The sequence below is a fragment of the Streptomyces sp. NPDC034049 genome, from assembly GCF_055575575.1.
In genome coordinates this window covers 177,768-204,052 of the sequence record NZ_JBVISJ010000003.1, presented here as the reverse complement: position 1 = coordinate 204,052, position 26,285 = coordinate 177,768, and the positions used below count along the sequence as shown (strand labels likewise).

Annotated in this window: 25 protein-coding genes; 10 read left to right on the top strand and 15 right to left on the bottom strand. The window is 72.8% G+C overall.

Annotation, left to right across the window (positions count from 1 at the left end; translation table 11 throughout):
* Nucleotides 1-19 precede the first annotated feature (19 nt).
* Complete coding sequence (locus ACZ52C_RS10560) at nucleotides 20-433, bottom strand: VOC family protein (protein WP_469074348.1); 414 nt, start codon at nucleotides 431-433, stop codon at nucleotides 20-22.
* A 601-nt stretch (nucleotides 434-1,034) separates the two neighbouring features.
* Between ACZ52C_RS10560 and ACZ52C_RS10555 the strand changes: the two genes are divergently transcribed.
* Genes ACZ52C_RS10555 through ACZ52C_RS10545 form a run of 3 tightly spaced genes read left to right on the top strand, consistent with a single transcriptional unit; the run spans nucleotide 1,035 to nucleotide 4,547 of the window.
* A complete protein-coding gene (locus ACZ52C_RS10555) occupies nucleotides 1,035-3,476 on the top strand; it encodes a sensor histidine kinase (protein WP_469074788.1) in 2,442 nt (813 codons plus the stop codon).
* The gene (locus tag ACZ52C_RS10550) at nucleotides 3,473-4,156 is read left to right on the top strand and encodes a response regulator (protein WP_469074347.1); all 684 of its coding nucleotides are present in this window, start codon (nucleotides 3,473-3,475) and stop codon (nucleotides 4,154-4,156) included. The genes ACZ52C_RS10555 and ACZ52C_RS10550 overlap by 4 nt, the downstream gene beginning before the upstream one ends.
* A gap of 49 nt (nucleotides 4,157-4,205) precedes the next feature.
* On the top strand, nucleotides 4,206-4,547 hold the full coding sequence (locus tag ACZ52C_RS10545) for an SCO4225 family membrane protein (protein ID WP_469074346.1): 342 nt from the start codon (nucleotides 4,206-4,208) through the stop codon (nucleotides 4,545-4,547).
* Between the two features lie 18 nt (nucleotides 4,548-4,565).
* Here ACZ52C_RS10545 and ACZ52C_RS10540 read toward each other — a convergent pair whose 3' ends face one another.
* The 4 genes from ACZ52C_RS10540 to ACZ52C_RS10525 all read right to left on the bottom strand — a co-directional run bounded on the left by ACZ52C_RS10540 (nucleotide 4,566) and on the right by ACZ52C_RS10525 (nucleotide 8,422).
* Nucleotides 4,566-5,162, bottom strand: coding sequence for a tellurite resistance TerB family protein (locus tag ACZ52C_RS10540; protein ID WP_469074345.1), 597 nt, complete (start codon nucleotides 5,160-5,162; stop codon nucleotides 4,566-4,568).
* Between the two features lie 134 nt (nucleotides 5,163-5,296).
* The gene (locus ACZ52C_RS10535) at nucleotides 5,297-7,015 is read right to left on the bottom strand and encodes a DEAD/DEAH box helicase (RefSeq protein WP_469074344.1); all 1,719 of its coding nucleotides are present in this window, start codon (nucleotides 7,013-7,015) and stop codon (nucleotides 5,297-5,299) included.
* Between the two features lie 96 nt (nucleotides 7,016-7,111).
* The gene (locus ACZ52C_RS10530) at nucleotides 7,112-7,315 is read right to left on the bottom strand and encodes a cold-shock protein (protein WP_005483357.1); all 204 of its coding nucleotides are present in this window, start codon (nucleotides 7,313-7,315) and stop codon (nucleotides 7,112-7,114) included.
* A gap of 318 nt (nucleotides 7,316-7,633) precedes the next feature.
* The gene (locus ACZ52C_RS10525; RefSeq protein ID WP_469074343.1) at nucleotides 7,634-8,422 is read right to left on the bottom strand and encodes a hypothetical protein; all 789 of its coding nucleotides are present in this window, start codon (nucleotides 8,420-8,422) and stop codon (nucleotides 7,634-7,636) included.
* Between the two features lie 165 nt (nucleotides 8,423-8,587).
* Between ACZ52C_RS10525 and ACZ52C_RS10520 the strand changes: the two genes are divergently transcribed.
* Nucleotides 8,588-9,535 carry a hypothetical protein gene (locus ACZ52C_RS10520; RefSeq protein WP_469074342.1) on the top strand — a complete coding sequence of 316 codons (948 nt, stop codon included), beginning with the start codon at nucleotides 8,588-8,590 and terminating at the stop codon, nucleotides 9,533-9,535.
* A gap of 184 nt (nucleotides 9,536-9,719) precedes the next feature.
* On the opposite strand, the gene ACZ52C_RS10515 is transcribed toward ACZ52C_RS10520, so the two are convergent.
* From ACZ52C_RS10515 to ACZ52C_RS10505, 3 genes are all read right to left on the bottom strand, one after another.
* Nucleotides 9,720-11,156, bottom strand: a complete 1,437-nt coding sequence (locus tag ACZ52C_RS10515) for an APC family permease (protein WP_469074787.1) — start codon at nucleotides 11,154-11,156, stop codon at nucleotides 9,720-9,722.
* Nucleotides 11,157-11,403: 247 nt separating this feature from the next.
* Nucleotides 11,404-11,694 carry a hypothetical protein gene (locus ACZ52C_RS10510; protein WP_469074341.1) on the bottom strand — a complete coding sequence of 97 codons (291 nt, stop codon included), beginning with the start codon at nucleotides 11,692-11,694 and terminating at the stop codon, nucleotides 11,404-11,406.
* A gap of 62 nt (nucleotides 11,695-11,756) precedes the next feature.
* Nucleotides 11,757-12,272: a TetR/AcrR family transcriptional regulator gene (locus ACZ52C_RS10505; RefSeq protein ID WP_469074786.1), complete on the bottom strand. Its 516-nt coding sequence runs from the start codon at nucleotides 12,270-12,272 to the stop codon at nucleotides 11,757-11,759.
* Nucleotides 12,273-12,529: 257 nt separating this feature from the next.
* On the opposite strand from ACZ52C_RS10505, the gene ACZ52C_RS10500 reads away from it, so the two are divergent.
* Nucleotides 12,530-13,552 (top strand): aldo/keto reductase, encoded by a 1,023-nt coding sequence (locus ACZ52C_RS10500; protein ID WP_469074340.1) that lies wholly within the window; start codon nucleotides 12,530-12,532, stop codon nucleotides 13,550-13,552.
* Between the two features lie 154 nt (nucleotides 13,553-13,706).
* The gene (locus ACZ52C_RS10495) at nucleotides 13,707-16,286 is read left to right on the top strand and encodes a SpoIIE family protein phosphatase (protein WP_469074339.1); all 2,580 of its coding nucleotides are present in this window, start codon (nucleotides 13,707-13,709) and stop codon (nucleotides 16,284-16,286) included.
* 35 nt (nucleotides 16,287-16,321) lie between these two features.
* Here ACZ52C_RS10495 and ACZ52C_RS10490 read toward each other — a convergent pair whose 3' ends face one another.
* Nucleotides 16,322-16,984, bottom strand: coding sequence for a DUF2637 domain-containing protein (locus ACZ52C_RS10490; RefSeq protein ID WP_469074338.1), 663 nt, complete (start codon nucleotides 16,982-16,984; stop codon nucleotides 16,322-16,324).
* Nucleotides 16,985-17,269: 285 nt separating this feature from the next.
* On the opposite strand from ACZ52C_RS10490, the gene ACZ52C_RS10485 reads away from it, so the two are divergent.
* The 4 genes from ACZ52C_RS10485 to ACZ52C_RS10470 all read left to right on the top strand — a co-directional run bounded on the left by ACZ52C_RS10485 (nucleotide 17,270) and on the right by ACZ52C_RS10470 (nucleotide 22,051).
* Nucleotides 17,270-18,520 carry a serine hydrolase domain-containing protein gene (locus ACZ52C_RS10485; RefSeq protein ID WP_469074337.1) on the top strand — a complete coding sequence of 417 codons (1,251 nt, stop codon included), beginning with the start codon at nucleotides 17,270-17,272 and terminating at the stop codon, nucleotides 18,518-18,520.
* Nucleotides 18,521-18,576: 56 nt separating this feature from the next.
* Nucleotides 18,577-19,749, top strand: a complete 1,173-nt coding sequence (locus ACZ52C_RS10480) for a YihY/virulence factor BrkB family protein (protein ID WP_469074336.1) — start codon at nucleotides 18,577-18,579, stop codon at nucleotides 19,747-19,749.
* Nucleotides 19,750-19,834: 85 nt separating this feature from the next.
* Nucleotides 19,835-20,899: a right-handed parallel beta-helix repeat-containing protein gene (locus ACZ52C_RS10475; protein WP_469074335.1), complete on the top strand. Its 1,065-nt coding sequence runs from the start codon at nucleotides 19,835-19,837 to the stop codon at nucleotides 20,897-20,899.
* 42 nt (nucleotides 20,900-20,941) lie between these two features.
* Entirely contained in the window at nucleotides 20,942-22,051 is a 1,110-nt protein-coding gene (locus tag ACZ52C_RS10470; protein WP_469074334.1) for a methyltransferase, read from the top strand.
* Between the two features lie 67 nt (nucleotides 22,052-22,118).
* Here the strand turns inward: ACZ52C_RS10470 and ACZ52C_RS10465 are convergent, their stop codons facing one another.
* The 6 genes from ACZ52C_RS10465 to ACZ52C_RS10440 form a co-directional block, all read right to left on the bottom strand.
* On the bottom strand, nucleotides 22,119-22,451 hold the full coding sequence (locus ACZ52C_RS10465) for a TcmI family type II polyketide cyclase (RefSeq protein ID WP_469074333.1): 333 nt from the start codon (nucleotides 22,449-22,451) through the stop codon (nucleotides 22,119-22,121).
* A 19-nt stretch (nucleotides 22,452-22,470) separates the two neighbouring features.
* Nucleotides 22,471-22,950, bottom strand: coding sequence for an SRPBCC family protein (locus ACZ52C_RS10460; RefSeq protein ID WP_469074332.1), 480 nt, complete (start codon nucleotides 22,948-22,950; stop codon nucleotides 22,471-22,473).
* 1 nt (nucleotide 22,951) lies between these two features.
* The gene (locus tag ACZ52C_RS10455; protein ID WP_469074331.1) at nucleotides 22,952-23,209 is read right to left on the bottom strand and encodes an acyl carrier protein; all 258 of its coding nucleotides are present in this window, start codon (nucleotides 23,207-23,209) and stop codon (nucleotides 22,952-22,954) included.
* Nucleotides 23,210-23,304: 95 nt separating this feature from the next.
* Entirely contained in the window at nucleotides 23,305-24,564 is a 1,260-nt protein-coding gene (locus tag ACZ52C_RS10450; protein WP_469074330.1) for a beta-ketoacyl synthase N-terminal-like domain-containing protein, read from the bottom strand.
* Nucleotides 24,561-25,829 (bottom strand): beta-ketoacyl-[acyl-carrier-protein] synthase family protein, encoded by a 1,269-nt coding sequence (locus ACZ52C_RS10445; protein WP_193379421.1) that lies wholly within the window; start codon nucleotides 25,827-25,829, stop codon nucleotides 24,561-24,563. The genes ACZ52C_RS10450 and ACZ52C_RS10445 overlap by 4 nt, the downstream gene beginning before the upstream one ends.
* Nucleotides 25,826-26,281, bottom strand: a complete 456-nt coding sequence (locus ACZ52C_RS10440) for a cupin domain-containing protein (protein ID WP_086803349.1) — start codon at nucleotides 26,279-26,281, stop codon at nucleotides 25,826-25,828. The genes ACZ52C_RS10445 and ACZ52C_RS10440 overlap by 4 nt, the downstream gene beginning before the upstream one ends.
* Nucleotides 26,282-26,285: the final 4 nt, after the last annotated feature.

Here is a 26,285-nt window from a genome sequence, read left to right as displayed (position 1 = left end):
TCCCGCGGCCCGCCGGCGCTCAGCCCTGCGGCTCGCTGATGTTGACCATCCATGGGACGCCGAAGCGGTCCGTACACATGCCGAAGACGTCGCCCCACATCTGCTTGTCGAGCGGGACGGAGACGGTGCCGCCCGCGGAGAGCTTCTCCCAGTAGCCGCGCAGCTCGGTCTCGTCCTCGCCGCTGAGGCTGACGGAGAAGCCGCCGCCGCCCTGGTACTCCATGCCGGGCGGGGTGTCGGCGCCCATCAGGGTGAAGCCGTTCGGCGCCTCCAGCATGCCGTGCATGATCTTGTCGGACTCCGGGGCGTCGGGCTGGCCGAAGCTGCCGAAGGTGTGCAGCGTCAGCTCGCCGCCGAAGACCTCCTTGTAGAACTCCATCGCCTGCCGGGCGTCGCCGTCGAAACTGAGGTAGGGGTTGAGCCGCGAGACCATGAGGACCTCCCTGAAACGGACAAACGGGCATACGGTCGGTTGTCCGGAGACTAGCCCCCGGCACTGACAACGGCATGCCGGGAGCGGGGTCGCGGACGTCTCGGGAGGGGTGGTGCGGAAGCCTCGGGCGCGATGGCGGAGGAGCCCCGGTCGCGGCCAGACCTTCGTCGGTTCCGGGTCCGTGCCGGCGATCCGGGCGGCCGGCTTCGGGCGGACCGATGCCGCCGGAGAGGAACTGGAGTTTGGTGAACCTGCCGGCGGCGAACGGCGGCTGTTCGGCCTGGGTGGCGGCGGTGATCACACCTCGCGGTCCACTGACCGCCGCCCGCGACTCCCCTGCCCACGCGAGCAGTTGAGGCCGCCGCCACGGCAGGACCCGCACCGACCGCGCGCCGGGCACGGCACCCGCCACCACACGTGGGCCACGACATCCGTCGCGCGCGGCCACGGCACGCGGCATCCGTCCACAGCCTGTGGACAAAGCCCGGCACCCGCACACCCCAGGCACCCCGATCCCGCCTATAACCCAGGTACGACGCGGACCTCGGTCCTCAGCCGGACTCGGGGCGGGCGGGGTCCGGCCTAGCCTGGTGGGGCCATGATGCGGACAGAGGACGACCGGCTGCTCCCGGTCCTGCTGATCGTCGCCCAGGCCGTGGTGTGGCCCGGGGCGGCACTGGTGCGCGGGGCCGTCCCGAACGGGTCGGACCTGCTGGTGGCGACCCTGGTCGTCGGAGTCGTGACGGCCGCGCTGACGCTGCGCCGCAGCCGCCCGGCGGTCGCGCTCGTCGTGGTCGCCGTCGCGTGCGCGCTGGGCGCCGGTCCGCTGCCCGTCGGCGCGACGGCCGTGCTCGGCACGGCGGGCGTCGCGCTGGCCCTGTTCACCGTGGCGGCCGAACGCGACACGTTCACCGCCGTGTTGTGTGTGGTGGCGCTGGCCGCCTGGCAGTTCCTGCAGCAGATCAGCCTGCACGGCCTCAGCGAACCCGACGGCCTCGACCTCGTCCTCACCGCCCTGCTGTACGCCACCGCCTGCGGCGCCGGTCTCCTCGTACGACGGTCCCGGCGCGCGCGGTGGGCGGCCGAACAGCGGCTGAAGCGCGCCGAGTCGGAGCGGCACCGGCTGCCGGCGGTCGAACGGCGGCGTATGGAGCGGGAGTTGCACGACGTCAGCGCCCACCACCTGACGGCGGTCGTCGTCACGGCGGGCGCCGCGCTCGGTCTGCGCGCACAGCGGCCCGAACTGGCCGGAGAGGCGCTGGAGTTCGCCGTCGAGACGGGACAGGAGGTCACCCGCGCGCTCGGTGCCGTACGGGCACCGGCGCCCTCCCGGGAGGACCTGCCGTCGCCGGAGGAACGGCTGCTGGACCTGGTCGCCGGGTTCCGCCGCCTGGACCAGCGGATCGACTGCGAGATCGACCCCCTGCCGGACGGTGCCGTCGCGGACGCGACGTACGGCATCGTGCGCGAGGGCCTGACCAACGTGGCCCGGCACGCGCCGGGCGCGCACACCCGGGTGCGGGTGCGCTACGGCGACAGCCGGACGGACGTCGTGGTCACGAGCGCGGCCCCGCCCGCCGGGACGACGGCCCACGCCTCGGGCCTCGGGGGCGGACGCGGCCAGGGTTTCCTGCGCTCCCGGGCGCGCGAGGCGGGCGGCACGCTGACCAGCGGGCCGACGGGGGAGGGCGGTTGGGAGATCCGCGCGGCGCTGCCCGGCCGGACCGCCGCGCCGGTGGAGGCGACGTTCCCGCGCGGCTATCGGGTGGCGCAGCTGGTGGCCGCGGTCGGCCTCGTCCTGCAACCCCTGCTCCCGGCGCTGGTCATCCGCCCGGACACCGTGACACCCTCCTCGCAGGCCTCTCCCGGCACCCTCTTCGCCCTGCTCGCCGCGGCCCAGGCGCTCACCCTGCTCTGGCTGCCCCGCGCTCCCCGGACGGCCCTCGCCACCCTCCTCGCCCTGCCCCTCCTGTGGCCCCTGGCCATGACCACGGCCCACTACACCGGCCCCGCCCTCCTCCCGCCGGCCCTGAGCCTCCTCGCCACCTGCGCGGCCCTCACGACCCGAACGGCCCGCAGGGTCGCGGAGGCCGGGGACTTCGCGGGGGACCACGGGGCGCCTACGGCGGCACCTGCGGCCACGAACGCGGCGGACGGGACGGGCCCGGAGGGCCGGAGGGTGCGGCGGCCCCTGGACTGGACGCGTGAGTCGGTGGTGCTCCCGGTCGCGGCCGTCCTCGTGCACAGCCTCGCCGGGGTCGTCGCCGTGCTCGGGCGGGGAACGGCGGTCTCCGGGTGGGCGGTCGGGGCCGGGGTGAGCGCCGGGGCGGCGTTGGTGGTGGCGGCCGCCGTCCGGGGCGGGGTGCTGCGCGGACGGCGGGAGAGGGGCGACCGGGGGCTGCGGGACGAGCGCGTCGCCGTGTGGACCGAGGAGGCCGTACGGGACGCGTGGGCCGAGCGGCGGCGGATCGCGGCGGGGCTGGAGACGACCGTGCTGTCCCGGACCGCCGACATGGTCGTGGAGGCACGGGCGGGCAGGCTCGACGCGGTCGCGGACCGTGCCCGTGAGGCCCTCGCCGCGATGCGCGCCCTGCTCGACACCGTCCGCGACGGCGAACACGACGCGGGCCCCGGACGCCGTCCGCAGCCGACCCTCCAGGCCCTCGACCTGCTCGCCCACCAGTCCCGGGCCACCGGCCGCGACGTGAGGATCCGGCTGACCGACCGGGTGCCCGAACGTCTGCCCACCGCCGTCGATCTGGCCGCCTACCACGCTGCCGAGACGATCCTCGCCGTCGGCGGCGACCACCCCGCGATGCTCGAATTCGACGCGGACGACGGTACGTTGACGCTCACCGCCACCGGGGTGCCGCGCGCAGCGCGCACCGCCGTACGGGAGCGGCTGACGGCCCGCGTCGCGCCGCTCGGCGGCACCCTGACCACCGGCGGCCCGGACACGGTCCACCTCCGGCTGCCGCTCGCGGCGGCACCGGTTCCGCAGCAGGGCGACGCGACAGAGGACGAAGAGGGAAGTGACGGATGAGCCTCAGGGTGCTGGTCGTCGACGACCAGGGCATCGTACGGGCGGGGTTCGCCGCCGTGATCGACGCGGAGGAGGACATGACGGTCGTCGGTGAGGCCGCCGACGGCGCCGAAGCGGTGCGGCTCGCCGAGGAGTTGGCACCGGACGTCGTCGTCATGGACGTACGGATGCCGCAGCTGGACGGCATCGCCGCGACCCGCATCATCACCGGCCGGGACGACGCGCCCCGCGTCCTGGTCCTGACCACCTTCGACCTCGACGCGTACGTCTTCGACGCCCTGCGGGCGGGCGCCTCCGGCTTCCTCCTGAAGGACGTGCACGCCGCCGAACTGCTGGCCGGCATCCGGGTGGTGGCCGCCGGCGAGAGCGTGCTCGCCCCGTCCGCGACGCGTCGCCTCATCGGCCACTACGCCTCCGGCACCGCGCCGGGGACGACGGACAGCGGCGCCCTCCGCGCCCTCGACGCCCTCACCGGCAGCCAGCGGGGCGTCCTCGCCCTGCTCGCCACCGGGCTCACCAACGCGGAGATCGCCGAGGAACTCGGCATCACCGTCGGCACCGTGAAGTCCCACGTCAACGCCCTGCTCCGCAAACTCGGCCTGCGCGACCGCGTCCAGGCCACGATCCTCGCCTACGACCTGGGCCTGGCCCGCCCGAACCCCCCGGGCCCCCACATCTGAGGCCCGCCGCCCCGAGACAACCGGCCCCGAGACGACCAGGACCCGCCCCATGACCACCGAGGAAACCACCCCTCCCGCACCGCGGCGGGCCGCACCGCCCCGCCGCCGCCCCGGCCCCGGCGATCTCCTCGCCCTCGCCTACCTGGTGCTCTGCGTGGGCCTGCTGGTCTGGGCGATCGTGGAGAGCTCCGCCGACGGCTCGGGCGGGTCCATGGCGATGGTCGTCCCCGTCCTGGCCACGGCCCCGGTGAGCTTCGTGTGGCTCGCGCTGCCGGACGGGGCCGCGATGGCCGTCGGCGCGGTCCTGCTCGGCGCGTCGGCCAACGCGGCCGTCATCGTCTGGTGCGGCCGCGCTCTGCGCCGGGGCAGGCAGCAGGACCCGCTGCGCTGAGCCACCGGGCCGCCGGTGTCAGAGGCCGAACTCCTGCGGGGACAGGCCGAGCGTGGCGCAGGCCTCGCGCAGGACCTGCTCCTCGGTCTGGGCGATGTACCCGTCGGCGCCCGCCACCACGAAGCCGGTCTGGACGACGGCCCGCGCCTCCGTGGGCTTCTTCGCGGCCTTGGCGATCTCCGTGAGGGCCTCGGCCTTGCCCTGCTGGAAGTTGCGGGAGAGCTGGTCGACGTGCCGGTTGAAGCGCTGCCGCAGCTGGTCCGCGGGGAAGTTCTGCAGGACGTCGTTGTTCAGGATCAGCGACTCCACGTGCTGCCGCTCGGCCGGGTCCACGTTCCCGTCGGCGGCGGCGACCAGGGCGCACATGGCCATGCTGGCGTCCCGGTAGGCACCGCTCTTCAGCTCCGTCTTCAGGGAGGTGAGCTGGGACTTGAGCGCGCTCACCAGCTGGGCCTTGGAGCCGCCGGAGGACCGCCCGGATCCATGGGACCCGGTGGCTCCCGCGGGACCCATGGGGCCCGCCCCCGGCTGCCCGTGCCCGCTGCCGCCCCGCGCGCCCTGCGCCTGCTGCTGCAGACCCTTGGCCTGGTCCTTGATCCGATCCCACATCGCCATGCGTGCCACCTCGGCTTAGCCCGTGTCGTGCCGGTCGTTCCGGTCGTCCGCGTGCGTTCCGCACGTCTCCCTGTGAACGCCCGTCACCCCCGTCGGAGTTCCTCGCCGCGGGACATCGCGCCGTACCGGCAGGCTCAGCGGCCGTTCCCCTTCGCCGGGGCGCGGCGGCGCCCCTGCGAAGGGCGGCTACGACGGCCGCGTGACGACGAGGAGGGGCGGGCGGGCGGCTGCTGGGCGACCGGCGGGGTGAGGACGACCGGGACGCCGGAGGGGGCCTGCGCGCCGGTGATGCGGTTCAGTTCGGCACCGCCCGAGCGGACCGTCGTGGTCGTCGGGGTGATGCCGGCGACCGCCATCAGCCGGGTGACGTCACGGCGCTGGTGCGGCAGGACGAGCGTGACGACCGTGCCGGACTCGCCCGCGCGGGCCGTACGGCCGCCCCGGTGCAGATAGTCCTTGTGGTCGCCCGGCGGGTCGACGTTGACGACGAGGTCGAGGTCGTCGACGTGGATGCCGCGCGCCGCGACGTTCGTGGCGACCAGGGCGGTCACGTCCCCGTCCTTGAACTGGCTCAGGGCCCGGTTGCGCTGCGACTGGGACTTGCCGCCATGCAGGGCGGCGGCCCGCACGCCGACCGCCAGGAGCTTCTTCACCAGCCGGTCCGTCGCGTGCTTGCTGTCCAGGAACATGATCACGCGCCCCTCGCGGGCGGCGATCTCGGTCGTGGTGGCGTGCTTGTCGTCGTCCTCGATGTGCAGCACGTGGTGGTCCATCGTGGTGACCGCGCCCGCGGACGGGTCGACGGAGTGGACGACGGGGTCGCTCAGGTAGTCGCGGACCAGCCGGTCGACGTTGCGGTCCAGGGTGGCGGAGAACAGCATCCGCTGTCCGTCGGGGCGCACCTGGTCGAGCAGCGCGGTGACCTGCGGCATGAAGCCCATGTCGGCCATCTGGTCGGCCTCGTCCAGGACGGTGATCGCCACCTGGTCGAGCCGGCAGTCGCCGCGGTCTATGAGGTCCTTGAGCCGGCCGGGGGTCGCGACGACCACCTCGGCGCCGCCGCGCAGCACGCTCGCCTGCCGTCCGAGGGACATGCCGCCGACCACGGTGGCGAGCCGCAGCCTGAGTGCGCGGGCGTACGGGGTGAGGGCGTCGGTGACCTGCTGGGCCAGTTCGCGGGTGGGGACGAGGACGAGGGCCAGCGGCTGCCGGGGCTCGGCGCGCTGTCCGGCCGTACGGGCCAGCAGGGCGAGGCCGAAGGCGAGGGTCTTGCCGGAGCCGGTGCGTCCCCGGCCGAGAACGTCACGGCCGGCCAGCGAGTTCGGCAGCGTCGCGGCCTGGATGGGGAACGGCTCGGTCACCCCTTCGGTCCGCAGCGCCTCCAACACCTGTGCGGGAAGGCCCAGTTCGGCGAAGGTCTCGACCGCGGGCAACGCGGGCGTGACCGTGACGGGCAGCGCGAACTCGCCACCGGCGGGGGCCGTGACGGTCCGCCCGCCACCCCGGCGACCACGGCCGCTCTTCGCCGCACCGGACCTGGCGGAGCCGTTTCGGCCCGCGCCGCCCTTGCCCGTGCCGCCCTTGCTCGCGCCGCCCCTGCCCGTGCCGCCCTTGCTCGCGCCGCCCCTGCCCTGGCCGCCCTTGGCGGCGTCCCCACGGCTCGCGGTGTTCTTCGCGGCCTCGCCACGGCTCGTGGTCTTCTTCGCGGCGTCCCCACGGGAAGGGGTCCCCTGGTCGCCTGCTCCCGTGCCCTGCGCGCGTGCGCGGTTGCCCCGGGGCGCGCCCGTGCGGGCGGAGCCCTCCGTACGGGGACGGGAGGAAGAGCTGCTGTTCGTACGAGCCGTGCGGTTCATGGGGACCTTTTTCTCGATGCGGCGGCGCCTGTCGCACATGAGCCGGGGCCCGCACCTTTCGGGCGCGGGCCCCGGCTCATGCGTTACGCGTCAGCGTCAGGCGGGAACGATGTTCTCGGCCTGGGGGCCCTTCTGGCCCTGCGTGACGTCGAAGGTCACCTTCTGGCCCTCCTGAAGCTCACGGAAGCCGGAGGTGGCGATGTTCGAGTAGTGGGCGAAGACGTCGGGGCCGCCACCCTCCTGCTCGATGAAGCCGAAGCCCTTTTCCGAGTTGAACCACTTCACGGTGCCGGATGCCATGCTGAAACTCCCTTGATGCAGTGCCCGGAGCCGCACTGTGCGGACCCGGTGTCGCAGCAACGGTTAGACCCGACGGGAAGTTGAAAAAGTCCCGGAAAGCCCCGGAAACAACAAAGAGTGCTCGTCGACGGAAGGTCGAAGAGCACTCAGAAGCCTCTGGTAACCAAAACTGCCACTTCATGTCAAGGTAGCACAGGCGAGGGGCGCCCGCAGCGTGACACACGTCGCGTTTCCGCCGCGCCGTGTCCGCTCCGTCACGTTCCGTGGGTCTTCGTCGGGCACCGCTCGACCTGAGAGGCCGCACCCCGAGGGGGCGGGTCAGCCCTGGGGCGCCGTCGGCGGAGCCGGGGGCTGGGCCGGCGTGAACGGCTGGGCGGCGGGAGCGGCGGGAGCGCCTCCGGGCGGGGGCTGCCAGGGCTGCGGGGTCCGCGCGGGCCCGGGGTGGGCGCCGGCGGGGCGGCGGCCGGCGAGGACGGTGGTCACGGTCGCGCCGAGGGCCAGCAGGAAGGCGACGGCCAGCAGATAGAAGCCGGCGCCGAAGGTGGTGGTCCGGCCGTCCCCGTCCCACTGGGTGTCGTTGAACGCCTCCGTCAGCACCGACAGCGTCGTGCCGAGGAGCAGGACCGCGCCTCCGACGGTGAGCCCGGCGCCCAGCGGCCTGCGGCCGCGGCCGGTCAGCAGGAGCACGGCGGCGGCGACGGCGACCAGGGCACCGAGGAGCAGCAGGACCCCGGAGAACTGCGTGACCGACTCCGTCTTACCGCCGATGTCCCCGCTGGTGTACGACCACGCCTTCGCGACGGTCTCGTAGACCGGCTCCTCCTCGGCCTCGTCGACGTACTGGACCGACTTGTCCAGCGTGGCGAACGAGGAGCCGACGGCGAGGACGGCGCCGAGTATCAGCAGCGCGCCGGAGGTGCGGTCGGCGGTCGCCGCCGGGTCGCCCGGCGGCGTGGCGGGTCTGCCGTAGCCGGCGGGCGGCGTGGCCGCGTACGGGTAGGGGGCCCCTTGCTGCGGGGGCGGGGCCCAGCCGGGTGCGGGAGCCGTCGGTTGGTGCTGAGGCGTGGGCGGGCCCGTGTACGGGCCGGACTGTGTCGGTTCCGTCATCTTCCGATAGTAGGGAGCGGAGATCGTGTGCATAAGGTGAAGTGGCCCTCGACGTAAGCCAGTTGGGGCTACAGTGCTGGCCTTTCTCTGCCGGTCGGGATATCGGATCGGCATACGTCCATCTCGAATCATCACTGTGCGACCAAAATTCGTTACTCTCCGGCCATGGCTCTCCTCGGTCGCCGGCGCGGCACGATCAGAATCGCCCCCGAACTCGACGACGCGGACCTCGGGAAGGTGCGCAAGCGTCTGGTGGAGAGGGGCAGTTCGGGTGGCCGCAGTCTCGCGGTCGCCATGATCGAGCAGCTGCTGCGCGACACCGGCCGTGACTGGGACCGCAGGGCCCACCGGTTGAGCGTCCTCGCGGAGTCGGCCTCGCCCGCCCTGCAGCGTTCCTGGGCGGAGGAGCAGGCGCAGGACCCGGACGCCCAGTTGCTGTTCGCGTGGGGTGTCCTGCTGCGGGCGCGGTACGAGGAACAGCCGGTGCCGGGGGAGACCCGGGAGGCGCTCGACGCCTGCGAGCGCGCCGCCGCGCTGCGGCCGGAGGACCCCACCCCCTGGGTGGTGCGGCTGGGTCTGCTGCGGCTGTGGCGCCGGCCGAGCCAGGAGGTCTTCCCGCTCTGGGACGAGATCGTCCGGCGTGATCCCTGGCACCGCGAGGCGCACTTCCAGATGCTCGGGTATCTCTCGCCGTGGGAGTGCGGCTCGCACGCGCAGACCGTCGACTTCCTGGACCGGGTGCGCGCGGGGGCGGCGCCCACGGCGCCGACGGCGGGTCTTGAGATCGCCGCGCTCGTCGACCTCTACCAGGGCACGCTCGACCAGGGCGGCCTGGAGGCCCTCACCGCCGTGCACCTGTGGAGCCGGCCGAACGCGGTGGCGGCGCTGGGCCGGGCGATGGAGGACTGGCCGCGCGCCGGGTATCTGACCCACGCGGCGGCCGTCGCCGACCTCAACCTGCTGGCGTACGCGCTGGTGCAGGCGAAGCGGGCCGGGGAGGCGGGGGAGGTGTTCCGGGCGATCGGGGGGCTGGTGACGGCGTATCCGTGGGCGCTGGAGAGCGGGGAGCCTCTGGTGACGTTCGGGGCGTGGCAGCAGCGGGCGGTGGGGTGACCGTTTGCGTGGCGGGGTGGGGGGTGCGAGTGCGTCGGCGGGTGCGGGTCCGGTGGGGCTTCTCGCGCAGTTCCCCGCGCCCCTGAAAAGCAGGGGCTGCGCCCCGTGCTTTTCGGCCTGAGGGCCGGAGGCCCGAAAGGGGCGCGGGGAACTGCGCGACCAGCCCCCACGCACCCGCCCCCGCCTACCTGCCTCTCGGCGTTCCCGCCAGCCGCGGCATCGCCATGCCCGCCAGCAGTGCCCCCGGCACCGCCAGGGCCAGCCACACCGCCGTGGTGGTGTCGCCGCCGATCAGGGTGGTGAAGTTGGCGATGATCAGCCAGATCGCACAGGCGATGCCCCCGGCACCCAGGGCGGGGGCGATCAGCGTGTTCCAGAGCCGGGTGTCGCCGGACCGCTCGTGGCGGAAGTACACGATGACCGACACGGACGTCAGCAGGTACAGCAGCATGATCGCCAGCACGGCGAGACCGCTGAGCCAGGAGAACAGGGTGAGGACGGGGTCCTCGCCGGCCAGGGCGAAGGGGAAGACGAGCAGGGCGGCGATGCCGGTCTGCACGACACCCGCGAGCCACGGCGACTGGCGGCCGTTGAGCGTGCTCAGCCCACGCGGCAGCAGGCCCTCCCGGCCGAGGGAGAACAGGTAGCGGTTGGCGGAGTTGTGGAACGCCAGGATGCTGGCGAAGAGCGAGGTGGCCAGCAGGATCGGCAGCGCGTCGCCCGCCCACGCGCCGAGTTCGGCGGCGACCGGCGCGGCGACGAAACCGGCGCCGTCCCCGGCCTCCAGCGCCTTGCCGGCGGCGGCCGCGCTGGAGGAGGGGCCGTGCGCCGAGATCAGCATCCAGGACGTGAAGGCGAAGAACACGGTGACCAGGACGACCGCGAGGTAGGTCGCCCGGGGGACGGTGCGGTGCGGCTCGCGCGCCTCCTCGCCGTAGATCGCGGTCGCCTCGAAACCGAACATCGACGCCACGGCGAACATCAGCGCCACGCCGGGCGCGCCGTCGAGCGCCGCCGACAGGGAGAAGGAGGAGCCGGGGGCCAGCCCCTCGGGACCGCCGCCCTTGAGGAGCGTCACCACGCCGAAGACCAGCAGCAGACTGATCTCGGCGAGCACGAACACGGCGAGCACTTTGGCGCCCACGTCGACACCGGTGGCGCCGAGCCCCTGCACGATCACCATCGTGAGGAGCGCGAACAGCCACCAGGGGATGTCCGTGTCCAGGTACTGCCGCGCCAGTCCGTTCATCACGGCCCCGAACAGCCCGTACACCGCCGCCTGGATGGCGTGGTACGCCAGCAGCGCCACCCCGGCGCTCCCGGCGGCGGCCGTACCGCCGAGGCCTTTGCCGACGTACGAGTAGAAGGCGCCCGCGTCGACGACATGGCGGCCCATGGCGACGTAGCCGACGGAGAAGAGCAGAACGACCACCCCGGCCACCACGTACATCGCGGGGACCCCCGGGCCGTTGCCGATGGCTATCGCCACCGGGGCCGCTCCGGCGACACCGGTCAGCGGTGCCTGTGCGGAGAGCACGAAGAAGAGGATGCCCAGGACGCCGAGCGCGTTCTGTTTGAGGGAGCCGGTGGACGCGTAACCGTCTCCGGCCGCGTGCCGCATTCTGGACGCACTTGTAGACATGCCTCACCTGTCGTGCGGAGGGGAAGAAATTGGTTTCGGCTCAAACGAGCTGCCCCATGTTTGCCTCAACGCGCCGGGCTGGCAAGGGAGTGACACGTGTATGGCCACAGATTGTTCGGGTACGTACGACGTTCCGTGTGCGCCCGGCGGCCGCCTTGGCCGGGTGGTGCAGTCGCAGATGATCGCGGTCGACGACCTCGGCCTTCCTCCAGCTCTTCCCGTCGTCTCAGGACACCTGGAAGGACAGCTCGCGGGCGGTCCTGTTGCCGGCCGTGCCCTCGACCGTGAACGGGACGGTGAAGACCCGGCCCGCCTCGGCCGTGTTGGACGCCGACAGCTTCGGGGTGAAGCGCACCGACCCCGGCGGCAGCCACTTCGCCTCTCTGTCGGAGACATGGGCGGAGCGGAAGGTCCACTCGGCGCTCGCCCGGGTGCTGACGGCGCAGAGCGAGGCGGGGCGGGAGACGTCCGTGGTGAGCCGGTACGTCCGCTGCCCGGCGGGGAGCGTGGCGGTCACACCGACCAGGGGCGGTCGGGGAGGTCCCAACTCCGGTTGTTTATAAGGAAGTTGACAGGACGTCACTCCGCTCGCCGCAGGCCCGCCACGAGGACGGCGACCAGGCGGCCGGCGTCGTAGTCCGGATCGTTCTCGGCGCCGATGCACAGGTTGCCGACGCCCCGCATGAGTTCGAGGGCCGTGATGTCGGACCGGATCTCGCCGGACGCGACGGCGGCGTCGAGCAGCCGGGCGCAGACGGGGACGAGCCGGTCGATGAAGTGGGCGTGCAGGCTCTGGAACCCGGCTTCGTCGGACTGGAGCGCCGCGGCGAGGCCGTGCTTGGTGACCAGGAACCGCACGAAGTGGTCGATCCAGTGGCCGAGGGCGGCGTACGGCGTGGGCCCGGCCGCCAGCAGCGCGGGCCCGGCCTCGGCGCAGGCCTCCACCTGGTGCCGGTAGACGGCGACGACGAGGTCCGCGCGGGTGGGGAAGTGGCGGTAGATCGTGGCCGTGCCGACGCCCGCCCGGGCCGCGATGTCGCGCACCGGCGCCTCCACGCCGACCTCGACGAACGCGGCGGCGGCCGCGTCGAGCAGCGTCGCCTGGTTGCGCCGGGCGTCGGCCCGCTTGGGCCTGCCGGCCTGCCCGCCCTGCCGCGTGCCGCCCTCGCTGCCGTGGTACCCGGCCTTGCCGCCCTTGACGTCCCCGCTGCCGTCCGTCACTTCGCCTCCTCCGCCGTCTGGCGTGCCAAATCTACCGGGCTTGTTAAACGGGACAGTGTTCCGTATCGTCGGGCCAAGGAAGCGGGACGGCGTCCCGTTTGTCGTGGCACGCAGACGTGGAGGGAACACTCATGCAGTACCGCACCTTGGGCCGCACCGGTGTACGGGTCGGCTCGCTCGCGCTCGGCGCGATGAACTTCGGCCGGATCGGACACACCACCCAGGACGAGGCCACCGCCCTCGTCGACGCCGCCCTGGAGGCGGGGGTCAACCTCGTCGACACGGCCGACATGTACGGCGACGGGGAGTCGGAGGAGATGGTCGGCAAGGCCATCGCCGGCCGACGCGACGACATCGTGCTGGCCACGAAGGCGGGCATGCCGATGGGTGAGGAGCTCAACCACCGGGGCGGTTCCCGTCGTTGGCTGGTCAGCGCGCTCGACGACAGCCTGCGCAGGCTCGGCGTCGACCACGTCGACCTCTACCAGCTCCACCGCTGGGACCCGGACACCGACGACGAGGAGACCCTTTCGGCCCTCACCGACCTGCAACGCGCGGGAAAGATCCGCTACTTCGGCTCCTCGACCTTCCCTGCCCACCGCATCGTCCAGGCCCAGTGGTCCGCCCGCGAGCACCGCCTCGGCCGCTACGTCACCGAGCAGCCCAGCTACTCGGTCCTCCAGCGGGGCGTCGAGGCCCATGTCCTGCCCGTGGCCGAGGAGTACGGGCTCGGTGTCCTGGTGTGGAGCCCGCTGGCCTCGGGCTGGCTGTCGGGCGCGGTCCGCGAAGGCAGGGCCGTCGCCACGAGCCGGTCCGCGTTCATGCCGGACCGCTTCGACCTGACCCTCCCGTACAACCGGACGCGGCTCGCCGCAGTGGAGCGGCTCGCCGTGATCGCCGACGAGGCCGGCCTGACCCTGATCCAGCTCGCCCTCGGGTTCGTGACCGCCCACCCGGCCGTGACCGCCGCGCTCATCGGCCCCCGCACCCTGGAGCACCTGCACGCGCAGCTCGCGGCCGCCGACACGGTTCTCTCCGCCGATGTGCTCGACGCGATCGACGCCGTCGTCGCCCCCGGTGCCGACCTGGCCCCGCACGAGAAGTACGACACGCCGCCCTCGCTCCTCGACCCGTCCCTGCGCCGCCGCCGCTGACCGCCCGGGGGTCGGCGCTGATGTCCATGCCCACCCGGCGGTCACGGAATAGTGTGAAAGGGATGTAATAGGACATACCGAAGGTAGGGGTGCGGGCCTCGGTGGGGAGCGGCCTTGCCGGGTGCGGGTCTCGGTGAGAGCGAGATGAGCGGACATGGAGCGGCGTGTCGTCGACGCAGCGGGAGCGGGCCCCGGCCCGGACACCCTCGGTGAGGCGCTCACCGCGCGGGCCAGCGTCGACGAACAGGGCACCGTCACCGGCTGGAGCGCCGGCGCCGAGCGCCTCCTCGGCTACACCCCGACGCAGGTCCTGGGCCTGCCCGCGGCCTCCCTGCTCGCGGAACCCCCGGCGGTGGACCTCCCGGACCTCGCCGACCTGCCTCGCTGGCACGGCACCCTCGTCCTCAGGCACCGCGACGGCCGTCGTCTGGAGGTCAAGGTCCTGGCCCACCACCGCACCTCCTACGGCGGGGTCCGCGACTGGTTCCTGGTCTCCGCCCTGACGGGGACACGGCCCCGCCCGGGCGACGACACCCTCGCGCTGCACGGTCTCCTCGACTCCCCGTGCTGCTCGACCTCGGTGCACGACACCTCCCTGCGGTTCCGCGCGTCCAACCGGGGCTCGCGCGAAGCGCTGGGCCTGGACGACGAGGACCTGCGCGGGCTGCGTATGTCGGAGGCGCTGGACGATCCCGCCGCCGGGGAGGTCGAGCGGCTGATGCGGCTCACCCTGGAGACGGGCGAACCGCAGCACCTGGAGAACCACGCGCGGGCCCCCGGGGAGACCCGCGAGCGCGCCTGGTCGGTCGACCTCTACCGGCTGCAGGACGAGAACGGCAGGGTCCTCGGCGTGGCGACCACCGGGCACGACATGACCGAGCAGTACTGGGCCCGCAGACGCCTCCAGCTGATCGCCGAGGCGGGCCGGCGCATCGGCACCACCCTCGACGTGACGCGGACGGCCCAGGAACTGGCCGACGTCGCGGTCCCCGACCTCGCCGACTTCATCAGCGTCGACCTGCTGGCCTCCCTCGACGACGGCACCTCCCCCGTCCTCGCGGCGGCGGGGGAGTACGGCCAGGCCCCGCGGCTGCCCGCGGCGGGCCGTCCCCTGGCCCTCAGGCGGATCGCCCACCGGTCCGTCCACCCGGGGACGCCCGAGGCGGTCGTCGTGCTCGGCGAGGTCGACGAGTACCCGGACGGTTCCCCGCCGGTGGAGAGCCTGCGGTCGGGGCGCGCCGTGCTGTTCCAGGTGACCGAGCCCGCGATCGCCGGCTGGGTGGCCGAGGACCCGCAGCGGGCCGCCACCATCCGGGACTTCGGGTTCCACTCGGCGATGACCGTGCCGCTCTCCGCGCGCGGCACCACCCTGGGCGTCGCCGTCTTCGCCCGCCACCGGCACCCCGACCCCTTCGAGCAGGACGACCTCGTCCTCGCCGAGGAACTGTCGGCCCGGGCGGCGGTCAGCATCGACAACGCCCTGCGCTACACCCGCGAACGCGGCACCGCCGTCACCCTCCAGCGCAGCCTGCTGCCGCAGAGCCTGCCCGAGCAGGCCGGTGTCGAGGTCGCCTCCCGCTACCTCCCGGCCGGCGCCCGCGCCGGGGTGGGCGGCGACTGGTTCGACGTGATCCCGCTCTCCGGGGCCCGGGTCGCGCTGGTCGTCGGCGACGTCGTCGGCCACGGCATCCACGCCTCCGCGACCATGGGCCGGCTGCGCACCGCCGTCCGCACCCTCGCCGACATCGACCTGCCCCCCGACGAACTCCTCACCCACCTCGACGACCTGGTCGCCCGCCTGGCCACGGAGGCGGAGGCCGCGGAAGGGGCCGCCGGGTCGGCCGACCGCGGGCGGGGCCGGTTCACCGGGGGCGGCACGGACGGCATGACCTCCGGCATGGGCTCCGGCATGACCTCCGGCGTGGCCGGTATGACCACCGGGATCGTCGGAGCGACGTGTCTGTACGTCGTCCACGACCCCGTGTCGCGGCGGTGCACCCTCGCGCGGGCCGGGCATCCGCCGCCGGTCGTGGTGGGCCCGGACGGCACCGCCGCCCTGCTCGACCTCCCGGCGGGGCCCCCGCTGGGCCTGGGCGGGCTGCCCTTCGAGTCGCTGGAGACCGAGCTGCCCGAGGGCGCCCTGCTCGCCCTCTACACCGACGGCCTGATCGGATCCCGCAGCGGTGAGGACGACGGCGTCCGCGTCGACATCGACGACGGCATCGCCCGCCTGTGCGAGGCGCTGGACAGCCCCGCCGCCACCTCCCTGGACGCGCTGTGCGACCGGGTCCTGGGCTCCGTACTGCCCGAGCGGCCCACCGACGACGTGGCCCTGCTCCTCGCGCGCCCCCGTGCGCTGGACCCCGGCCGGGTCGCCACCTGGGACGTGGCCCCGGACCCCTCGGCCGTCGCCGAGGCCCGCAAGAACGCGCTCGGCCGGCTGGATGCCTGGGGCCTGAACGACGCGGCCTTCGTCACCGAGCTGGTCGTCAGCGAGCTGGTCACCAACGCCATCCGGCACGCCGAGCCGCCCGTCCGGCTGCGGCTCATCCACGACGAGAGCCTCATCTGCGAGGTGTCGGACGCCAGCAGCACGGCCCCCCACATGCGCCGCGCCCGCAGCTACGACGAAGGCGGCCGGGGGCTGCTCCTGGTCGCCCAGCTCACCCAGCGGTGGGGCACCCGCCCCACCGCGACGGGCAAGACGATCTGGACGGAACAGGCCCTCGGCTGACCGCGCTCGGCGACCCACCGACCACCGCCTACCGCCTAGTGCCGGCCCTGCTTGGGGGTGCCGAGGGCGTCGGCGGCGTGCCGGGGGCCGGGCGCGGACGAGAACTGGCCGACGAGTTCACGGAAGCAGACCAGCGCGGTGATCGGCGGAATACCGACGATCGCCATGGCCAGCACGGAACTCGCGGACTGGCCGATGCACAACGCCACCGCCGTGCCGGACGAGAGCAGCATCACCGCCCAGGACCGCCGGGCGGTGCGCTGTTGCACCGCGGCCCGGACAATCGACAGACCCGCCAGAAGCCACGGCCCGTACACGGTGAGCGGCCACCAGCGCGCGAGATGCTCCGACACCACCAGCAGCGCGATGTCGCGCAACTGAATGTATGAATAGGAGACCGACCAATAAAGCATGGTCAGTGCGCACACGGCGATAGTCGTAATCAAGAACGCGACGGGGACGAGCCGCGGGTTCCTGGCGAAGAACTGGGCCCCCGGGCGGGGGCGTCGCCTGCTGACCGGGCGGCGCGGCAGGTCACGGACCTCGGCGAGCCCCGGTTCGGGAGCCAGGCTGTGCGCGGCGTACGCCATCTGGAGCAGCTCGGCGTCCGGGTCCCACACGTCGGACGCGGCACGCGGGCCGGGGAGCCAGATGGGCTGCGTGTCGATCTGCTGAACCCCGTCAGGGTTTTGATCCACCGAATCATAATCGGTTCTCATTTTGAATCCTGCTCCATGGGGGGATCCGCTTTTCCGACCGGCACGAGGGAGGCCGAGCCCGATTTTTGGCATTCGGGAGAATAGCGATCGGCGATGATTTTCGCGAGGAGCGAACCGCGATGGATGGTCCCTAAAACGGTGAGGTTCCGCCCGGCTCCGAACGAGTGGAATCGCTGGAACGTGTACGGGGCAGAGGCCTTTGCCCAGAGCTCGGGCGGTGACGCTTGCCCCTTCGAGACCCTGCTCCCGTGAAGGCGCCCCGACATGCGACGCACCCCCTCCCGCCGTCCGCTCGCCGCCGCACTGCTGGTGGCGTCCGTGCTGGCCCCGATCGCGACGGCTCCCGTGACGGCCGTGCACGCGGCGGCCGACCGGTATGACGAAGACCGGTACGACAAAGGCCGGTACGACAATGACCGGTACGACAAGAACGACTGTCCGCGCGGCGGTCTCGGCCCCGAACTGACCGCCCGTCTGGACGAAGCCGTCGAGGGCGTCCGCCGGGAGGCCGGCATCCCCGGGGTCACCGTCGGCCTGTGGATGCCGGGCCGGGGCTGCTACGTCCGCTCGACCGGGGCCGCCGACACCGCCACCCGTCGGCCGATGACGCCCGACCTGTTCATGCGGATCGGCAGCGAGACGAAGACCTTCACGGCCACCGCGCTGCTCCGGCTCGTCGACGACCGCCGGGTCCGCCTGGACGACCCCATCTCCCGCTACGTCCGGGGCGTGCCGAACGGCCACCGGATCACGTTGCGTCATCTCGCGCAGATGCGCAGCGGCCTCTTCCCGTACAGCGCCGACCCGGGCTTCGTGCACGACCTGTTGAGCGACCCGAGCCGCTCGTTCACGCCCCGTGAGCTGCTCGCGTACGCCTTCCGGCACCCGAACGTCTTCGCGCCGGGTGAAGAGTTCCAGTACTCCAACACCAACTTCGTCCTGCTCGGTCTGGTGGTCGAGAAGGTCGGCGGCAAGCGCTTCGCCGACTTCCTGCGCGAGCGGGTGCTCCGCCCGGCCGGGTTGCGCCGCACGCTGTTCCCCGAGGGCTCCGGGAGCCGCGAGTTCCCCGAGCCGCACGCGCACGGTTACACCAACCAGACGCTCAGCGGTGAGATCGAGGACGCCACGGACCGGAACCCCAGCTGGGCCTGGGCGGCCGGCGCGATGATCTCGGAGCTGCGCGATCTGCGCCGCTGGGCCGAGGTCGTCGCCACGGGGACCCTGCTCAGCCCGCGGACCCAGCGCGAACGGCTGATGACGCTGCCGACGGGCTTCCCCGGCACCTCCTACGGCCTCGGCATCCTCGAGACCGGCGGCTGGATCGGGCACAACGGCTCCATCCCGGGCTACCAGAGCGTGACCGTGTATCTGCCCGCCCGGAAGGCGACCCTGGTGCTGCTGCTCAACACCGACGTGCCCCACGAGGGCCAGGAGCCGTCCTCGCTGCTCGCCCGCGCGATCACGGAGATCGTCACCCCGGACAACGTCTACGACCGCCCGGCGTCCCCACGCTGAACGATTTGCCGTGAATGCGGATGTATGAGGCGTGCCTGGCCGGTTACCCGCTCGGCATGATGCGAACGCTGAAGCGGCACAGAGGGCAGGGAAGGCACGGTGCGCCCCCCGGCGACGGCGGGCACACCGACCGGTTCGAGCGTGACGAGGAGGTCGAGCGCCAGGAGGAGGCCGGGCGCCACGGCGAGACCGACCGCCACGAGGAGGCCGGGCGCGGCGACGAGGGTGGGGCCGCGCGGGCGGCGCCGGCGGTCGGGCCGGACGAGGACGTGGAGCGGCGGGCGCCGGACAGCCCCACCGACCTGCCGCGAAGTTCCTGGTGGGCGGTGCTGAAGGGCACCCTGAAGGAGTTCAAGAGGGACGAGCTGACCGACCGGGCGGCGGCGCTGACGTACTACGGGATCCTCGCCCTGTTCCCGGCCCTGCTGGCGCTCGTCTCCCTGCTGGGGATCGTCGGGCGCTCGGCGACGCAGCAGGTGCTGGACAACATCCAGCAGCTCGCCCCCGGCGCAGCGCGGGACATCCTCACCAACGCCGTCCGGCAGATGCAGGGCAACGCCGGGCTCGGCTCGATCATGGCGATCGTGGGTCTGGCGCTGGCGGTGTGGTCGGCCTCCGGCTATGTCGCGGCGTTCATCAGGAGCGCGAACGCGGTGTACGACGTCCCCGAGGGCCGTCCGGTGTGGAAGGTGCTGCCGGTCCGGGTCGGGGTGACGGTGGTGCTGATGGTGATGGCCGTGATCAGCGCGCTGATCGTGGTGTTCACCGGCGCCCTCGCCAAGGAGGTGGGCACCGCCCTCGGTGTCGGCGACACGGCGCTGACCGTGTGGTCGATCGCGAAGTGGCCGGTGCTGGTCCTGCTGGTCACGATCATGATCGCGGTCCTGTACTGGGCCACCCCGAACGCCAAGGTGCGCGGCTTCCGCTGGATCACCCCGGGCAGTCTGCTCGCCCTGCTGATCTGGCTGGTGGCCTCGGCCGGCTTCGCGTTCTACGTGGCCAACTTCGGCTCGTACAACCGGACCTACGGCGCCATCGCCGGTGTGATCATCTTCCTGGTGTGGCTGTGGATCACCAATCTGGCGATCCTCCTCGGCCTGGAGTTCGACGCCGAACTGGCCCGTCAGCGCGCCCTGGCCGGTGGTCACCCGCCGCACGAGGAGCCGTACGTCGAACCGCGCGACACCCGTGCGTGGGACGAGGAGGACCGACGGCGCCTCGGCGGCTGAGAGGGGCCGGCGGGCGCGGCGGAGACACGCCGTCGGATGGGCCAACGGACCGGTTTGCACGGTTCATGGTCATATCTTGCGGAATATGAAGAAATGGCATATTGGTCATCTGGCATGCGTCGCGGCGGTCATCGGGGTGGGGCTCGGGGCCGCCCCGCAGGCCGCCGCCCACCACCCGACCCATGTGGTCTTCCCCGGCGAGTCCATCCAGCAGGCGGTCGACGCGGCGGCGCCCGGGGACACGGTGCTCGTGGCCTCCGGCACCTACCGCGAGAGCGTCAAGGTCAGCACCCACGGCATCACCCTGCGCGGCATGGGCCCGCGTACCGTCGTCGAACCGGCCGTGACGAAGGCCGCCGACGGGTGCGGCGACGCCGGCAACGGCATCTGTGTGATCGGGACGAAGGACCACAAGGTCGAGGACGTCACCGTCGCCAACCTGACCGTGACCGGGTTCACCGGCTCCGGGGTCTTCGCGCAGGACACCGACCGGCTGACCGTGCGGCACGTGACCGCCGTGAAGAACGGTGTGTGGGGCATCGCCCAGGAGCGCTCGGTGCGCGGCGTGTTCCGCAAGAACACCGCACGGGACAACGGCGACGCCGGACTGTTCCTCGCGAACACCGTCAAGGCCGAGCAGGGCGCCACGGACAGCGGCGGCGCCGTCGTCGCCCACAACCGCCTGGAGGGCAACCGGATCGGCCTGACCGTCCGGCGCCTGCGCAACCTCACCGTCGCGGACAACCACGTCACCGGCAACTGCGCGGGCGTCTTCGTCGTCGGCGACGAGAACAAGCCGAGGGCCGGCGCCCTGACCGTGCGCGACAACCTGATCGACCGCAACAACAAGTCCTGCCCGAAGACCGCGCGACTGGACGCCCTCCAGGGCACCGGCATCGTGCTGACCGGCGCCGAGGACACCCTGGTCACCCGGAACCGGATCACCGGCAACGCCGGCGCCTCCCCGCTGTCGGGCGGCATCGTCGTGTGGAAGAGCTTCGTGGGCACCACCAGCGAGCGGAACCGGATCACCGACAACGTGCTGGAGAACAACGCCCCGGCGGACATCGTCAACACGGACACCGCCGGCAAGGGCAACACCTTCTCGGGCAACACCTGCGCGGCGTCCAAGCCCGCCGGACTGTGCTGACCGGCCCAGGTCGTCCATGAACTCGACAAAGGAGGGCGTCGTATGACGACCGCTCAGACCAGACCGGCGGGGGAGCCGTCACCCCCCGCCCGCACCACGCGCACCCAGGCCGTCCACACGGTCGGCCAGGAGAGCCGGACCGCCCCGCCGCCGCCCATGCGGTTCAGGGAGCTGGTGTTCGGCGCGGCGGTCGCCGGCGCCCTGCGCGCCGCCGCCCGGCTCGGCGTCGCCGACGTCCTCGGCGACACCCCGCTGCCGGTGGAGGACCTCGCGTCCGCCGTGCGGGCCGAACCGAAGCCGCTGCGGCGTCTGTTGCGGGCCCTGTCCTGCCACGGCGTGTTCACCGAACGGCCCGACGGGACGTTCGCGCACACCGACATGTCCCGGCTGCTGCGCGAGGACGACCCGCACAGCCTGCGCGCCATCGCCCTGTGGTGCACCGAACCGTGGACCTGGGACGCCTGGCCGAAGCTGGACGAGGCCGTGCGCTCCGGCCACAACGTCGTCGAGGACCTGTACGGCAAGGAGTTCTTCGTCTACCTCAACGAGGACGCCCCGGAGTCGGCCGACGTCTTCAACCGGGCCATGACGACGTCCAGCACCCAGTCCGCGCGGGACGTCGCCGACTTCCTCGACCTGTCGGGGAGCGCGTCCGTCGCCGACATCGGCGGCGGGCAGGGCCATGTCGTGGCGAGCCTCCTGGAGAAGTACCCCTCGCTGCACGGCACCCTGCTCGACCTGCCGCGTGTGGTGGAGAACGCCGACCCCCGGCTGCGTCCGGGCGGCGCGCTCGCCGAGCGCACCCGCGTCGTCCCCGGCGACTGCCGGGAGTCCGTCCCGGTCCGGGCCGACACCTACGTCATCAAGAACATCCTGGAGTGGGACGACGACAGCACCGCCCGGCTGCTGCGCAACGTCATCGCCGCGGGCGGCCCCGGCACCCGGGTCGTCGTCATCGAGAACCTCGTCGACGACTCGCCGTCGATGCGGTTCAGCACCGCCATGGACCTGCTGCTGCTCCTCAACGTCGGCGGGGCCAAGCACACCACCGCGAGCATGACCTCCCGGCTGACGGCCGCGGGGCTGGTCATCGACGACGTACGGCCGGTCAACGCCTATCTGCACGCGTTCGACTGCCACGTGCCCGGATGACACACGGGTGAGACGGACAGGCCGCCGGGCACGCGCGACGCGCGGGCCCGGCGGCCTGTCGGTGCGGTCAGGAGCTGCTGTCCCGCTCCCAGCGGTAGAAGCAGTTCGCCATCGCGTCCTTCGGCGAGCGCCAGGTCGCCGGGTCGTACGCGCTGACGTACGCCGACAGCCGTTCGCTGATGCCCCGGAACTCGGGGTGCCCGGCCAGCTTCATGATGGCGGGAGTGGGGTCCCGCTCGGCCTCGACGAGGTGCATGTAGACGTCGTCGAACTGGAAGAGGCTGCGCCGGGAGACCCCGATGAGGTGCGGCAGCTCCCCCCGGTCGGACTCCTCGAAGATCTTGGCGATGTCCGGGGCGGCGCCCGGGGCCATCCGGGCGACGATCAGGGACTGGTGCATGGGGGGTTCTCCGTCCGGCTCAGTCGGTCAGGCCCGGCGAGGCGCCCTGTTCGGCGGCGGCCTTCTCGATGCGGTCCCGGATCAGGGCCATCTGGACCTTGGAGTTGCGGTTGATGTTGTCGGTCATCCAGTCGTCGTCGACCGGCGCGTCCGGCTTCATCGAGAAGTCCTGCGTCCAGGCCATACGGGTGCCGCCCGGGACCTTCTCGTACTCCCACAGGATGTTCATGTAGGCGAAGGGGCCGGTCTCCACGCGGCGGGCCTCCACGGTGAGCGTCTCGCGGTCCGTCTCCCGCTCCGAGACCCAGCTCCAGACCTTGCCGTTCTCGTCGGGGTGCATGGTCAGCCGGAACGTCACCCGGTCCCCCTCCTCGGAGAGGATCTCGGCGCTGGCGTACTCGCTGAACAGCCGGGGCCAGTTCGCGACGTCGTTGGTCATGTCCCAGACCAGGTCGACGGGCGCGGCGATGGTGATCTCGTTGTGCGTGTGTCCGGCCATGTCAGGCTCCTGCCATCAGCGCGCTGTTGACCTGCTCGAGGAACTGCTTCGGGCTCTTGCACTTCTCCGCGTCCGGCGGCATCGGTGTGCCGTACCGGTTCTCCAGCTCGCCGACGATGCCGAGCAGGCCGAGCGAGTCGATGCCGAGGACGTCGAAGCCGGACTCGTAGCGCTGCCGCAGCTCCTCCGGGGTGACGGTGACCCCGGCGGCCTTCTTCATCAGCTCGGACAGGTCTTCCACGGTGATGCGGTCACTCATGCGGTTCTCTCCTTGATGCGTCGGGGTGCGTTCGTGCGGGTGGTCGGGGGCGGCGGTCGGGAGGGTGGTCGTCAGGTGGGTGGTGGTCAGGGGGGTCAGGAGGTGTCGCCGGGGCCGAGCCGCAGCACCAGCGCCGAGTTCGACCCCATGAGCCCCCGGCTGAGGACCAGCGCCGTGCGCGGCTCGGCGGCGCGGGCGCGGACGGTGACGAGGTCGAGGTCGTGGCAGACGTCGAAGACGTTCGGGGTGGGCGGGATCACGCCGTGCTCCATCGCGAGCACCGCCGCCGCCACGTCCAGCACGGCCGCCGCGCCGTTGCCCCGGCCGACGGCGGTCTTCGGCGCCGTGACGGGGACCCGGGTGCCGTGCGCGCCGAGGGCGTCCGTGATCGCCAGTGCCTCGGCGCGGTCCGCCTCCGGGGTGCCGAGGGCGTCGGCGAAGACCACGTCGATCTCCTCCGGGGCGCAGCCCGCCTCCGCGAGCGCGCCCCGGATCGCCTCGGCGAGGCCCGCCCGGGACTCCGCCCAGCGGGAGGCGCCGGTGAACGTCGCCGCGTGGCCCGCCAGGTGGGCCCGGACGGCCGCGCCGCGTTCCCGGGCCGTGTCCTCGGCCTCCACGACGAGCATGGCGCCGCCCTCGGCGGGCACGAACCCGCAGGCCGCGGCGGTGAAGGGACGGTAGGCGCGCTCCGGGTCGGCCACGGTGCTCAGCTCCGGGTAGCCGAGCTGGCAGACCACCGAGTAGGGGGCGAGCGGCGCCTCCGTCGCGCCGGTCACCATCACGTCGGTGCCGCGCCGCACGGCCCGCGCCGCGTGCGCGACGGCGTCGAGACCTCCGGCCTCGTCGGAGGCGATCACCCCGCAGGGGCCCTTGAAGCCCCGGCGGATGGAGATCTGGCCGGTGCTGGCGGCGTAGAACCAGGCGATGGACTGGTAGGGGCCGACGAAGCGGCTGCCCTTGGACCACAGCTGTTGCAGCTCCCGCTGCCCGAACTCGCCGCCGCCGGAGCCGGCCGCGGTGACCACGCCCACCGAGTACGGGGCCGCGTCGGTCTCCGGCCGGTCGAGGCGGGCGTCGTCGAGCGCCTGGTCGGCGGCGGCCATCGCGAAGTGCGTGAACCGGTCGGTCTGGACGAGGTAGCGCTCCTCGACCGCCGAGGGCGGGTCGAAGTTCCGGACCTCGCCCGCCACCTTCAGCGGCAGGTGCTCGCAGCCCTCGCGGGTGACCCGGTCCAGGACGCTGATGCCTTCCCGGGTGGACTTCCAGAACGTCTCGGTGCTCGTTCCGTTGGGCGCGACCACGCCGATTCCGGTGACGGCCGCGCGCCGAGGACGCCGGTTGCTCCGTTCGCTCATCGTGTCTTCTCCCTCGGCAGGCTCATGACCACCGCGGACTGGAACCCCCCGAAACCGCTGCCCACGGAGAGCACGTTGGTCAGCTTCCGCTCGCGGGCGACGCGCGGGACGTAGTCCAGGTCGCACTCGGGGTCCGGGGTCTGGTAGTTCGCGGTGGGCGGGACGACCTGGTGGGCCAGGGCCAGCGCGCAGGCGACGACCTCGATGGCGCCGATCGCGCCCAGCGAGTGGCCCACCATGGACTTGATGGAGCTCATGGGCGTGTCGTAGGCGTGCGCGCCGAGCGTGCGTTTCACGGCGGCCGTCTCGTGCCGGTCGTTCTGCTTGGTGCCCGAGCCGTGCGCGTTGACGTAGTCGACGGCCGTGCGGTCGATCCGGGCGTGGTCGAGGGCGTCCTCGATGGCCCGCGCCATCTCCAGGCCCTCCGAGGTCAGACCGGTCATGTGGTAGGCGTTGCCGAAGGTGGCGTAGCCGCCGATCTCGCAGTACACGTGCGCGCCCCGGGCCCGGGCGTGTTCCAGCTCCTCCAGGACGAGGACGGCTCCGCCCTCGCCCATCACGAAGCCGTTGCGGTCGGCGTCGAAGGGGCGGGAGGCATGGGCCGGGTCGTCGTTGTCGGGGGAGGTGGCCTTGATCGCGTCGAAGCAGGCCATGGTGATCGGGGAGATCGGCGAGTCCGACGCCCCGGCTATGCAGATGTCGGCCCGGCCCTCCTCGATGGTGTGGAAGGCGTACCCGACGGCGTCGAGGCCGGAGGTGCAGCCGGTGGAGACGGTCTGCACCGGCCCGCGCGCCTCGAAGCGTTCGGCGACGGTGGAGGCGAGGGTGCTGGGCGCGAACGCCCGGTGCAGATGCGGACCGGCCTCCCGGTGGTCCACGTCCCAGCGCCGGCCGCTGTGGCTGACCAGCACGTAGTCGTGCTCCAGCCGGGTGGTGCCGCCGACCGCGGTGCCCAGGGACACCCCGACCCGCCAGGGGTTCTCGGCGGCGAGGTCGAGGCCGGAGTCCCGTACCGCCTCCTCGCCGGCGACCAGGGCGAACTGGATGTACCGGTCGCAGCGGGCGATCAGGTCCGCGTCCAGTCCGTGGGCCGCCGGGTCGAAGTCGCACTCGGCGGCGATCCGCGAACGCAGCCCGGACGGGTCGAAGAAGGTGATGCCGCGCGTCGCCGTACGGCCGCCCGCCAGGAGGTCCCAGAACGCCGGGACGCCGATGCCGCCGGGGGCGACGATGCCTATGCCGGTGACCGCCACGCGCCTGGTCATGAGCGGACCCGGGTGCGTTCGGCCGTCCGTGCGGCGTGTGCCGCCTCCACCGGGATCGGTACGCCGTTCGCGTCCTCGGTGTCGACGTGGCCGAGCGGAGGGCTCGGGGCCAGCGGGCCGAGGTGGAAGACCATCCGGGCCTCCACGTTGCCCACGTTGCGGAAGCGGTGGCGCATGTGGGCGGGGATCAACAGCCCCTGCTCGGGCCGGAGTTCGTGGGCCTCGCCGTCGAGGTCGACCTCCAGCTGCCCGCAGATGACGTAGATGAACTCCTCGGAGTACGGGTGGTAGTGCTCGGCGATGCGGTCGCCGGGCGCCACGATGGCCACGCCCATGAAACCGCTGGTCGAGCCGACGGTGGTGGGGGTGAGCATGGCGCGCAGATCGCCGCCGCGCCGCGTGTTGGGCTCGACCTCGCTGACATCCACGACTCTGGGATGGCGATTGATCACGACG